We start from the raw sequence: 12,007 nt of genomic DNA, 5'->3' as shown, positions 1-12,007 counted from the left end.
GTCGACGCCTCCAGACGAAGGTGTCAGGACAGATCAGGAGTTCCGCTGTGCGGCAGATCATCATCATCGGTTCCGGCCCTGCCGGTTACACCGCGGCCGTCTACGCGGCTCGCGCCAATCTCAAGCCGCTGCTGATCGCCTCGTCCGTCGAGGCCGGTGGCGAACTGATGAACACCACCGAGGTCGAGAACTTCCCGGGTTTCCCGGAGGCGGTCATGGGACCGGACCTCATGTTCAAGATGCAGGCGCAGGCCGAGAAGTTCGGCACCGAGATCGTGCTCGACGACGTCGTGTCGGTCGATCTGACCGGCGAGGTCAAGAAGGTCACCCTCGGGTCCGGTGCCGTGCACGAGGCACTCGCCGTGATCTTCGCGACCGGTTCGGCCTACCGCAAGCTCGGCCTGGCCGATGAGGAGCGCCTCTCGGGCCACGGAGTGTCCTGGTGCGCCACCTGCGACGGGTTCTTCTTCCGCCAGCGCACGATCGCCGTCATCGGCGGCGGCGACTCGGCGATGGAGGAGGCAACCTTCCTGACCCGCTTCGCGGACAAGGTCTACGTCATCCACCGCCGTGACTCGCTGCGCGCGTCCAAGATCATGCAGGAGCGGGCCTTCGCCAACGACAAGATCGAGTTCATCTGGAACTCCGAGGTCGTGGCGATCGGCGGTGACGAGCAGGTGCAGAACGTGACGCTCCGCAACCTGGTCACCGGCGAGCAGAGCGAGTTGCAGCTGCACGGACTCTTCATCGCGATCGGCAACGACCCGCGCGTCCACCTGGTACACGGACAGCTCGACCTGACCGCAGAAGGTACCATCGCGGTCGAGGGCCGTACGTCGAAGACCAACCTCCCGGGCGTCTTCGCGGCCGGCGACGTGATCGACCCGACCTACCGCCAGGCGGTCACCGCAGCGGCGTCGGGTACGGTTGCGGCCCTCGACGCGGAGCACTACCTGACGACCCTCCCCCAGAACTTACTCGACAGCGCAGCGGATGGCGCGTCGGGTGACCTCGAACTCACGACCACCGCATAAGGAGATACAACAAAATGTCAGCAGCACGTTCGGTCACGGACTCCAGCTTCGAGCAGGACGTCCTCAACAGCGAGAAGACCATCCTCGTGGACTTCTGGGCTGAGTGGTGCGGTCCGTGTCGCGCCGTCGGCCCGATCCTCGACCAGATCGCCTCCGAGCACGCCGACAAGATCGAGATCGTCAAGCTCAACGTCGACGAGAACCCGCAGACCGCTGCGAAGTACCAGATCACCTCCATCCCCGCGATGAAGGTGTACCAGGGTGGCGAGGTCGTCAAGACCGTCATCGGCGCGAAGCCGAAGCCTGCCCTCGAAGCCGACCTGGCCGCCTACCTGGCGTAGCGCGACCCGTCCTCTTCAGACCCGTCCGGCGCTCACCCGCCGGGCGGGTCTTTTTCGTACTCGGAGTCGGTCCTCGATTTTCGCGGGCGTACGCCGCCCCCATAGCATTGCTGAACGGCAGAGAAACGGAACTCACACGTGATCGAACAGGGAACCCCGCAGCCGCGGGGCAACAATCTGGACCCGTGGTACGGCCACTACGCGCAGCGCACGAGCGGCCTGGCCGCCAGTGAGGTCCGAGCCCTGTTCGCCGTCGCCAGCCGCCCCGAGGTGGTCTCGCTGGCCGGAGGAATGCCGTTCGTCGCAGCACTTCCGCAGGACCTCGTCGTGGGGGCGATGGATCGGGTCATGCGGGAGCAGGGCGCTGTCGCCCTGCAATACGGCTCCGGGCAGGGCGTACCTGCTCTCCGCGAGCAGATCCTCGATGTCATGGCGCTCGAGGGGATCAGCGGCAGCGCCGACGACGTGGTGATCACAACCGGGTCGCAGCACGCGCTCGAACTGTTCAGCAAGCTCTTCATCGACCCCGGTGACGTCGTCCTCGCGGAGGGCCCCAGCTACGTCACCGCGATGGTGATCTTCAAGTCGTACCAGGCGGAAGTCGACCACGTCCCGATGGACGAGCACGGCCTCATCCCGCAGGCGTTGCGGGAGCACATCGCGCGACTCAAGGCGGAGGGCCGCACGGTCAAGTTCCTGTACACGGTCCCGACGTTCCATAACCCCGCCGGAGTCACCCTCACTTGGGAGCGGCGCCTCGAGATCCTCGAGATCGCCCGCCAGAACGACATCCTGGTGCTCGAGGACAATCCGTACGGGCTGCTGTACTTCGACGAGAAGCCCCCGGCGGCGATGCGATCCGTCGAGAAGGACGGCGTCGTATATCTCGGCACCTTCTCGAAGACGCTCGCCCCTGGTTTCCGGGTCGGGTGGGTGCTCGCACCGCACGCGATCCGTGAGAAGTTGATCCTCGCCAATGAGGCCGCGGTGCTGAGTCCCAGCTCCTTCAGCCAGCTCGTCATCTCGGAATACCTCAGCGACGCGGACTGGAAGGGCCAGATCGACACCTTCCGGGGCGTCTACCGGGAACGCAAAGAGGCGATGATCTCCGCTCTGTCCGAGCACCTCCCGGAACTGAGCTGGACGAATCCCGCAGGCGGGTTCTACGTGTGGGTCACCCTCCCGCCGCACCTGGACTCCAAGGCGATGCTGCCGCGCGCGGTCACGGAGCTCGTCGCCTACACCCCCGGCACGGCGTTCTACGCCGACGGCTCGGGCGCTCAGAACATCCGCCTGTCGTTCTGCTACCCGACTCCTGAGAACATCCGAGTCGGCGTACGCCGCCTCGCCACCGTCATCGGTGGCGAGCAGGACCTGCTGGACACCTTCGCCGGCACCGGGCTGCTCGACGCGTCCCGTCGCTCGAACCGCACAAGCGCCAACCCGCCCACCGATCTGCGATAGTCAAGAAAAGACCTGATCATGGCCAAAAATGAAGCACTGGACATCGTCGTTCTCGCCGGCGGGATCTCCCACGAGCGGGACATCTCCCTCCGCAGTGGACGCCGTGTCGCCGATGGTCTGAACGCGACGGGCCATCGCGTGGCGCTCCGGGACCCGGACGCGTCACTGCTCGGGTTCCTCAACGAGACGCGTCCCGACGTGGTGTGGCCCGCTCTTCACGGCGCAAGCGGCGAAGACGGCGCCCTGCGCGGCCTGCTGGAGCTGACCGGCGTGCCGTTCGTCGGTTCCCACGCGGACGCGTCCCGGCTCGCCTGGTCGAAGCCGACCGCGAAGACGGTCGTCGAGCGTGCCGGTGTTTCCACGCCACGCTCGGTGACACTGCCGCAGGAGACGTTCCGCGAACTGGGCGCGGGAAGCGTCTTGGAGACCGTTCTGGCCGGTTTCGCGCTGCCTGTCGTCGTCAAGCCGGCGCACGGAGGTTCTGCGCAGGGGGTGACGATCGTCACGAGCGCGGAGGAACTGCCGCGCGCGATGGTGGACGCCTACACCTACTCGGATGTGGCTCTGATCGAGCAGAAGGTGGACGGCGTCGAAGTATCCGTGGCGGTCATCGACACGGGCGATGGCCCGGTCGCGCTTCCCGCGGTGGAGATCGAGCCGGTCGAAGGCGCCTACACCTTCGACGCGCGGTACAACGCGGGGGAGACCCGCTTCTATGTTCCCGCGCGCCTGGACGAGCAGGTCTCGGCGGCCGTCGCGGAGGCGGCGACAACCGCCCACATTGCGCTGGGCCTGCGGCATCTCTCGCGAATCGATCTCATCGTCGACGCGAGCGGCACGCCGTGGTTCCTGGAGGCGAATGTGCTGCCGGGCCTCACCGAGACGTCGATCATGCCGCAGGCGATCATCGCGTCGGGGCGTGAGCCGGGCGACGTCTACGCAGCTCTCGCGCTCGCGGCGATCGCTGACGCCTGAGCCCGTTGGGGCCGTCGTGTCACCGCTTCAGCTGTAGCTGGGCTGTCCGATCTCGTCCAGGATCCGGTTCAAGTCCTGGATGGTCGCGAAATCCACTACGATCTGGCCTTTTCTTGCTCCGAGGGTGATCTTCACGCGGGTGTTGAGACGGTCGCCGAGCGTTCCGGCGATCTCGTCGAGGTGACCGCGATGACGACCCGGCGTGACCTTCGTCCGCTCCGGCTTGGGCGTCTTGCTCGCGGCCGCCTCCGCCTGACGTACGGACAGATCCTCGTTCACGATCTTGTCTGCGAGCCGCAGCATGGCCTCGTGGTCGTCGCCGAGGGAGAGGATCGCGCGAGCGTGCCCTGCGCTCAGGACTCCGGCAGCGACGCGGGACTGGACGGCCGCCGGCAGCTTCAGGAGACGGATGGTGTTCGTGATCTGCGGGCGGGACCGGCCGATGCGATTGGCCAGCTCGTCCTGCGTAATCCCGAAGTCAGCGAGGAGCTGCTGGTAGGCCGACGCCTCTTCCAAAGGGTTGAGCTGGCTGCGGTGGAGATTCTCCAGCAGGGCATCCCGGAGCATGTCCTCGTCGGCGGTCTCCTTGACCACGGCAGGGATGGTGTCGAGGCCGAGTTCCTTGGTGGCGCGCAGGCGTCGCTCACCCATGATGAGCTCGTAGCGCCCGGGCTCATCCTGCAACGGGCGGACGACCACGGGCTGCAGCACCCCGACCTCGCGGATGCTCGCCACCAGCTCATCGAGTGCCTCGCGATCGAACTCGGTGCGCGGCTGGGCCCGGTTGGGGACGATGTCGTCGGGGGAGAGGCTGGCCAGGCGCGCACCCGGTACTGCGATCAAGTCGTCCGGACGTTCGGCCACCGCAACACCAGTAGAGGTCGTGCCGGCGAAGTTGTCCGGGAAGAAGACATCGACGGGGCGGCTGGACTGGTCGCTGGTGGGGATGAGGGCGCCGATTCCTCGCCCAAGTCCGGTGCGCTTCGCTGCCATTAGCGGGGTACTCCTCTGCGTGCGATTTCTGCGGCGGCCTCCATGTAGGAGAGCGAGCCACTCGAGTTGGTGTCGTAGCTGATGACGCTCTGCCCGTAGCTCGGCGCCTCGGAGATTCGAACCGAGCGCGGGATGATCGTCGTGAGCACCTCGTTCGGGAAGTGTTCACGCACGTCGGCCGCGACCTGGTGAGCCAGATTGGTGCGCGAGTCGTACATCGTCAGCAGAATGGTCGACACCCGAAGCTTCGGGTTGAGGTGGCGCTCGATCATCTGGATGTTCTTGAGCAACTGGCTGAGACCCTCGAGCGCGTAGTACTCGCACTGGATCGGAATCAGCACCTCGGTCGCCGCGACGAACGCGTTGATGGTGAGGAGACCCAGGGACGGCGGGCAGTCGATCAGTACGTAGTCGATGTCGTACTCGTCGAGGAAGCGGTCGAGTGCTCGCGAGAGACGCTGCTCGCGCGCGACCATCGACACGAGCTCGATTTCCGCGCCGGCGAGGTCGATGGTGGCGGGAATGACGAACAAACCGTCGAATTCCGGGCTCTTCTGGATGACATCCTCGAGTTCCTGGTCGTTCACCACGACGTCGTACACGCTCGGTGTTCCTTCGCGGTGTTCGACACTGAGGGCAGTCGACGCGTTCCCCTGGGGGTCGAGGTCGATGACGAGCACTCGGGCACCCGACTTCGCGAGGGCTGCGCTCAGGTTGACGACGGTGGTGGTCTTGCCAACCCCACCTTTCTGGTTGGAGATGGTGAAGATGCGCGTCTTCGAGGGAAGTGGAAGCGTGGTCTGTGCGATCACCTGACGGCGGCGCGCAAGGTCCTGAAGCTCCTGAGCCAGGGGAGTAGTGCCGTCGAACGATGCAGCTGGGGCCTCGGACTCCATAGTGCTGTCGATCTCACCTACTCCGCCGCGCTCGTTCTCGTGGGTTTGTTTCACGTGAAACCTCGTCGCTCCTTGGTGCTTCGCACCGGCTCTTGGTCGGTTGTCGGCACACCTGCAGCGCACCCGATGTTCAACTCTAACTCGGATATCCGACGCTTTCCGCCGCGCCGCGCGAGCTGTGGATAGTGCGTTCCGTCCTGCGCCTGGCGGCACTTGGAGGGGTGGGGCTCGTCGGGATGTGTGCAACGTTCGCTGTGGCGCTTCAGAGCGTTTCACGTGAAACACCGGCGTGGAGGCATCGGCTTACTGGACTGATCAGCCTCCGAGGTGGGCCACTCGCCGAGACGATCGGATTGCAGGCGGACATAGCCATAGGATCGCCCCGCGTGAAGGAGCACGGGATGCCTGCAGGGTTGCCGACGCGTGACGGGCGAACCGATGTCGCCAGGAGCGTTTCACGTGAAACACCGGCGTGGAGGCATCGGCTTACTGGGCAGATCTGCGTTCGAGCTGGGCCATTCGCCGAGCAGGGGGACGGAGCCATGAGATCGCCACCCTGAAGGAGCACGCGATGCCTGCAAGGTCATGGCCGCTCAGACGGCCGACCCGATGGGGCCCGGAGTGTTTCACGTGAAACGCGCAGTTGTGGGGGCATCGGCTTACTGGACGGATCAGCCTTCGAACTCGGCCATTCGCCGAGCAGCTCGGACTGCAGGCGGACAAAGCCATGAGATCCCCCTAGTGAACGAGCGCATGATCCCTACACGGTCGTGGCCGCGCGACGGCCTACCCGATGAGGCCTGGAGCGTTTCACGTGAAACACTCCGTTGTGGAGGCATCGGCTTACTGGACGGATCAGCCTTCGAACTCGGCCATTCGCCGAGCAGCTCGGACTGCAGGCGGACAAAACCAAGAGACCGCCGCCTAGTGAACGAGCACGTCACCCCTGGAAGGTTATAGCCGCTCGGACGGCCGATCCGATCAGGCCCGCGCTGCGACTCACGTCAGCTCGAAGAGTGGGCGTGCCTCATCCGAGCGCACTGCAGCACCCTTGGCGGGCTTAGGACGACGAGCTGAACCCGTAGAGCCGGCCCGGGTCGACCAGCCGATATCGCACCGAAGCTTTCCAACTTCCGGGAACTCCTTGGACGCCGCGGAAAGCGGCTGACAGGGCCATCTCTCTGGTCGCCATTCTGGAGGGAAGCCGTGGGCCTCGTCTCTCCTCGGTTGCCCTATTTCGGGCGCAGCTGTCTTCGGAGTGCCGTTTCACGTGAAACCTGTCCCGACCGCCAAATTGCGTTAGTCTTCGGCACCGCCCATCCTGCGCCGGTGGGCGGCAGCGGCCTTGAGCCGCACTCCGCTTTAGGGAAACCTGGGACAGCCGGGTCTTATGACTATCGGCGAAGGAGCTCACCGGCAGATACCACCTTCGAAAAGTGCTTGAGTTCGCTAGTGCCAACCCGTCGCAGCGTGACGCACGAGTTGATGAAGTCGGCCCTGCCGGGTGTCGTTCATGGCGGGAGTGGGAGACGAGCGCCTGCGGTCCGGGGTTCTGCCATCTGCCCGGGCAGGCGGGAGCCGGGCGCCGATCGCGGCGAGAGCAGCGGCCCCGAGTAGAAGCTCGGAGCGCCCGTGATCTCATAGCGGCCCGCGAGCCGGAGCTTGGCGGTCCGAACAGAGTGCAGCGGTGCCCTCCTCGGACATCCAGCAATCACGCCCGTTTCACGTGAAACGCGGTCGGTCTGGCATTGGCGGATGACCCAGGCGTCCAGCGATGGACTCCACGGGTACTGGTGCGCTTGGCCTGGTTCCGACCATGTATGCACCTAAGGCGTTGCGGGGGAGTGTTACCGACTACTCGATACCTGCCGACGGACGGTTCGTACTGGTTCCTTCCCTGCGGCGGCCTCAGCGATTCGGATCGGCTCACTGGTTCGCTGAAGCTGCGCGGTGAGCGACGCAGTTGTCAGCCGGCCGATCACGAACGTTTCACGTGAAACCCAGCGCCGGACCCCGCTGCACCGAGCTCATTACGACGGCCAATCGCGTGCGTTTCGCTGTAGACAACCCGGGCTACCCGATCGGGGAGTGTGAGCACGATCATCAGTTCTCGGGCGCGCCTCGCCCGTGCGCATCCGCGTGTCTCAATGGACCACGCGGGCACACTTCACCTGCAGCGCCGCTGTCCTACATTCGCCTGCCTGTGCCGCAATCATGTCCCCCCCCCGTATTGGCGGCCAAAGCGAGTCAACGGTCAGCGCAGACTCGCGGTTGTGGGAGATACCGCTTGCTCGAAAGGGCGAAGCCTCAAGGACTGGGAGACATCCTGCCGGTGTTTCACGTGAACCCCCGCACCGGATATAGCGGGGGAGACCACTCTCGTGTGCCCGGTTGGCTTCCGACTGTTTGATCTACCGCACGTCCTCAAGCCGCCGAGCGACCCACGATCTTCGCGACGTGGAATGCAGCGACCGCGCCAAACCGCCTACGGCCCCGGGGACAAGAGGTCAGTGGAACGGTCCCGTTCGGATCCACGCAAAGACGAGACACGAGCAATCCAGATCCCAGTTCTCGTCGTGCAACATTCGGCACGTGCACCGTCGGCAGCGGACCATCGCGGGCTCCCCAACCGCGTGCTCAATGCGCCGATCGAGGAGGTCGCCGTCAGCAGCACCGCTGGGTCATCCCTGCCCACACCCAGGCTGATTACCCGATCGCAGCTCCTCCTGACCGTCTCGAGCGCTGTCACGAATGTGTCTCTCGGGCGGCGCGCTTCAGAGTGAACCTGGCGGCCACGTGCCACGTGCTGCGGTGACGCTCAGCTCGCGGTGCGAAGCCGATCCGTCGAGTCACCTCGCCGCGCTCAGTTGGTCAGGGAATGGAAAGCCACCATGCAGGATTGGGAGTTTCGGCACCCGATGCGACTCAAATTGGTCGCCGCACATCCCACGGATGAACCGGAGAATCGCTCTGAGACAACGGAAGCGCCTGCTCCAGTTCTGTGAGAGCGATCCTAAGCGGTCGAGTGGAGTCGCTAGGCTAACGGACGGTCCCGCGAATCACCCTCGTGACCTCGGTCAGCACACCTTCGCCCAGGGTGACAACCTCGACGTCGTGCACCTCGTACTTGCGGATCTCCTTGGCGGCAGCCTCGACCTCCGCGGACGCGCCCGCGCCCTTCATCAGCACCAGCTCGCCGCCATTGCGAAGAAGAGGTGCGGTCAGCGGAAGAAGCTTCCGGAAAGCGCTCACGGCCCGGGCAGTCACCTGGTCGAGAGGTGCATCCAACTTCACATCCTCCGCACGAGCGCGGATCACGCTTACGTTGTCCAACCCCAACTCGTCGACCTGCTCGTTCAGCCAAGCAACACGACGCTCCATCGGCTCGATGAGGACGAAGGACACGTCCGGACGCGCGATCCCGAGCACCAGACCCGGCAGCCCGGCACCGCTACCGACGTCGCCAACGATCCCGGACCGAAGCAGCGGTGCGACGATAGCCGAGTTCAGAACGTGACGCGACCAGATCCGGGGCAGCTCGAGTGGACCGATCAGCCCGCGCTCCTCGCCCTGGTCGACGAGATTCTGAGTGAACGCCCGCGCCTCATCGATTCGGTCACCGAAGAGTTTGGAGGCGACGGGAGGTTCGGCCTCGACGTCAGTCACAGTTTCACGTGAAACTAGGCCGGGCTGATGACCGTGTACCGGTCACGTCCCTCGCCACGCGAGGTCGAAACGAACCCGCGCTCGGAGACGAGGTCGTGAACCAGCTTGCGCTCATACGACGACATCGGGGGAAGCGCCGCCTCGGCTGCACCCTCTTCCAGGCGCGCTATAGCACGCTCGACGAGCAGACCGAGCTCTCCCTGTCGCGCTTCGCGGGACCCGGCGATGTCGAGGATCAGCCGCGAGTACCCGCCGGTCTGGTTCTGAACCGCCAGTCGCGTCAGCTCTTGGAGGGCCGCTACCGTGTCGCTCTTCGCAAGCAGGGACAGGTTCGATCCGCCCTCGGCGTTGACGGAGATGTACGCGCGACCGTTTCGCGTGTCGATGTCGATGTCGCCGTCGATGTCGGCGATGTCCAGAAGTTCCTCGATGTAGTCCGCGGCGATATCGCCTTCGCGCTCGAGATCTGCGGGCGTCACACTCTCGACGCCGGCTGACGCTTCATCCGTCATAGGAGCGGCGCTCGCATCCACGTCACTCGTCGCCTCGGCGACAGCGCCGGATTCAGCGAGCTCGGCGGGCTCGGGGGAGGAGGTCTGTACGTCGGTCATCGGTAACCCTTACTACTTTCCTGCTTGCTTCTTGGCCCGCGTCTTGCCCACCGGCTGGACGCGCTGAGTCGGCTGCTTCACCGGAGCTTCTTCAACAGTCAACACAGTGGAACCGTCCGCCTGGACGAGCTTGCCCTTCTTGGCGAGGCGCGCCTCGCGCGCCTTGGCTGCGTCCGAGCCGGGAGTGGGCATGTTGCGGATGACAAGGAACTGCTGACCCATCGTCCACAGGTTCGAGGTGAGCCAGTAGAACATGACGCCGAGCGGGAAGGCGAAACCGGAGAAGAGGAAGACGAAGGGGAGCAGGTAGAGCAGGATGCGCTGCTGCTTGAACTGCGGGCTCGCCTTGGTCTCCGGCGACATGTTCTTCGAGACGATCTGCAGCTGCGTGAGGAACTGAGACCCCGTCATCAGGATAACCATAACAGCTGCAATCACCATGACCGCGACCTGCGGCGGGTGCGCGTTCAGTGCGCCCTGGAAGCTCTGGTGAAGCGGCGCGACACCGAAGAGGGTGGCATTGCCGAACTGCTGGGCGAGGGTCTCATTGAGAGGGCCGACACCGGCGTGGCCGCCCTGCGCACCATTCAGCACCTGGAACAGCGAGAAGAACACCGGCATCTGGAGCAGCAGCGGGAGGCAGGAACTCAGCGGGTTGGTGCCGGTCTTCTTGTAGAGCTCCATCGTTTCGCGCGACATCGCCTCGCGCGAGAACTGATCCTTCTTGCCCTTGTACTTGTCCTGGATCTTCTTCAGCTGGGGCGCGATCTCCAGCATTCGTCGCTGGTTCTTGATCTGCCGGACGAAGATCGGGATGAGTGCGGCGCGGACGACAACAGTAAGGCCGACGATGGCAAGCACCCACGTAATGCCGGCCGCGGGGTCCAGACCCATCTGGGTGAACAACCAGTGGAACGCGACGAGGATCAGTTCCACGACCCATTTGATGGGCCAGAGGATGGTTCCGATGATGTCCATGTCTTGTGGCTAGGCCTTTCCCTGGCTGATTAAGCCGTTATTGCTGGGGGCGACGACGAATCCGAAGGGTGTCACCCGATACCGCGTCTTCCGCGCCGGCGGGACGTCATCGACCCCGCCCGCTGCCCACGGATGGCAGCGGATGATGCGACGGATACCGAGGAACGAGCCCACGACGACACCATGCTGCTGAATCGCCTGCAGTGCGTAGGCGGAGCACGACGGGTAGTACCTGCAGACGTCGCCATACAAAGGAGAAATCACCGCGCGATACGCGCGGAGCACCAGTACCGCAACATTCCGCGGCGCCAGAAGCACTGCTGCGATCGCGGTGGTCATGGACTGACGCTGCCCTTACTGGTCTGACGACGACTTGGTTGACTGCGGGTGACGAACCGGGCCGAGGCCCGGGAGATCTCTTCGTGCAGGCTAGCCCACGGCGCTTGTACAGAGGCTGGCAATGCGCGCACGACCACATCGATACCGGGCGACGATGTCCCGTCCGGAGCGAACCGGGGGAGCAGGTCGTACGAGGCCGCCTTGAGCCTGCGTCGAACGAGATTCCTCGTGACGGCGTTACCTACCGCTTTGCTCACGATGAAACCGAATCGCACCACGTCGGAGTCGGGGTTCGAACGGATGTACGTCAGAGTGTTCGTTCCGGAGAAACGACTCCCTCGACGCACCGTCGTCCGATAGTCCGCCCCCCGCGTGATGCGATTGGCCTTCGCGAGCACGGGCCGGCCGTCTGTCGAAGAAGGATCAGGCGGAGAGCTTCGTGCGGCCCTTGCTGCGGCGGGCCGAAAGAATGGCGCGGCCGGCACGGGTACGCATACGAAGGCGGAAGCCGTGGGTCTTCGCGCGCTTGCGGTTGTTCGGCTGGAACGTTCTCTTGCTCATGTCTCTATCTCCGTGGGTTTCTTCGCAGGCCCGAACTGAAAAACGACATCACAGCGGGGGCCAGGAAAGTTTCAGGGCAGCCGCAACGGCTGCAAGTCAACTGATTAAAGCTACGGCCTCGGACCGATGAGGTCAAACCGCGGGACTCA

The 12,007-nt window shown here is 64.7% G+C and carries 12 protein-coding genes; 4 read left to right on the top strand and 8 right to left on the bottom strand.

Annotation, left to right across the window (positions count from 1 at the left end):
* Nucleotides 1-47: 47 nt before the first annotated feature.
* From trxB to P3F85_RS16285, 4 genes are all read left to right on the top strand, one after another.
* Nucleotides 48-1,034, top strand: coding sequence for a thioredoxin-disulfide reductase (gene trxB / locus P3F85_RS16300; RefSeq protein ID WP_374008889.1), 987 nt, complete (start codon nucleotides 48-50; stop codon nucleotides 1,032-1,034).
* A 14-nt stretch (nucleotides 1,035-1,048) separates the two neighbouring features.
* Complete coding sequence (trxA, locus tag P3F85_RS16295) at nucleotides 1,049-1,375, top strand: thioredoxin (RefSeq protein ID WP_020076187.1); 327 nt, start codon at nucleotides 1,049-1,051, stop codon at nucleotides 1,373-1,375.
* A gap of 138 nt (nucleotides 1,376-1,513) precedes the next feature.
* Nucleotides 1,514-2,839: a PLP-dependent aminotransferase family protein gene (locus P3F85_RS16290; RefSeq protein ID WP_374008888.1), complete on the top strand. Its 1,326-nt coding sequence runs from the start codon at nucleotides 1,514-1,516 to the stop codon at nucleotides 2,837-2,839.
* A gap of 18 nt (nucleotides 2,840-2,857) precedes the next feature.
* The gene (locus P3F85_RS16285; protein WP_374008887.1) at nucleotides 2,858-3,814 is read left to right on the top strand and encodes a D-alanine--D-alanine ligase; all 957 of its coding nucleotides are present in this window, start codon (nucleotides 2,858-2,860) and stop codon (nucleotides 3,812-3,814) included.
* A 27-nt stretch (nucleotides 3,815-3,841) separates the two neighbouring features.
* On the opposite strand, the gene P3F85_RS16280 is transcribed toward P3F85_RS16285, so the two are convergent.
* The 8 genes from P3F85_RS16280 to rpmH form a co-directional block, all read right to left on the bottom strand.
* Nucleotides 3,842-4,807, bottom strand: a complete 966-nt coding sequence (locus P3F85_RS16280; RefSeq protein ID WP_374008886.1) for a ParB/RepB/Spo0J family partition protein — start codon at nucleotides 4,805-4,807, stop codon at nucleotides 3,842-3,844.
* Nucleotides 4,807-5,703 (bottom strand): ParA family protein, encoded by an 897-nt coding sequence (locus tag P3F85_RS16275; protein WP_374010960.1) that lies wholly within the window; start codon nucleotides 5,701-5,703, stop codon nucleotides 4,807-4,809. Before P3F85_RS16275 ends, P3F85_RS16280 begins: the two co-directional genes overlap by 1 nt.
* Before the next feature lie 3,039 nt (nucleotides 5,704-8,742).
* Nucleotides 8,743-9,369: a 16S rRNA (guanine(527)-N(7))-methyltransferase RsmG gene (gene rsmG, locus P3F85_RS16270; RefSeq protein ID WP_374008885.1), complete on the bottom strand. Its 627-nt coding sequence runs from the start codon at nucleotides 9,367-9,369 to the stop codon at nucleotides 8,743-8,745.
* Nucleotides 9,370-9,383: 14 nt separating this feature from the next.
* A complete protein-coding gene (locus P3F85_RS16265) occupies nucleotides 9,384-9,980 on the bottom strand; it encodes a protein jag (protein WP_374008884.1) in 597 nt (198 codons plus the stop codon).
* 12 nt (nucleotides 9,981-9,992) lie between these two features.
* The gene (gene yidC / locus P3F85_RS16260; protein WP_374008883.1) at nucleotides 9,993-10,958 is read right to left on the bottom strand and encodes a membrane protein insertase YidC; all 966 of its coding nucleotides are present in this window, start codon (nucleotides 10,956-10,958) and stop codon (nucleotides 9,993-9,995) included.
* 9 nt (nucleotides 10,959-10,967) lie between these two features.
* On the bottom strand, nucleotides 10,968-11,297 hold the full coding sequence (yidD, locus tag P3F85_RS16255; RefSeq protein ID WP_374008882.1) for a membrane protein insertion efficiency factor YidD: 330 nt from the start codon (nucleotides 11,295-11,297) through the stop codon (nucleotides 10,968-10,970).
* Complete coding sequence (gene rnpA, locus P3F85_RS16250) at nucleotides 11,294-11,695, bottom strand: ribonuclease P protein component (RefSeq protein ID WP_374008881.1); 402 nt, start codon at nucleotides 11,693-11,695, stop codon at nucleotides 11,294-11,296. Before rnpA ends, yidD begins: the two co-directional genes overlap by 4 nt.
* A gap of 25 nt (nucleotides 11,696-11,720) precedes the next feature.
* Nucleotides 11,721-11,858 (bottom strand): 50S ribosomal protein L34, encoded by a 138-nt coding sequence (rpmH, locus tag P3F85_RS16245; RefSeq protein WP_064110460.1) that lies wholly within the window; start codon nucleotides 11,856-11,858, stop codon nucleotides 11,721-11,723.
* Nucleotides 11,859-12,007: the final 149 nt, after the last annotated feature.

The sequence above is a fragment of the Leifsonia sp. T36S-04 genome (assembly GCF_042465655.1).
Lineage (GTDB): Bacteria > Actinomycetota > Actinomycetes > Actinomycetales > Microbacteriaceae > Leifsonia.
The sequence above is the reverse complement of the archived record's forward strand: the minus strand, read 5'-3'. Positions and strand labels throughout refer to the sequence as shown.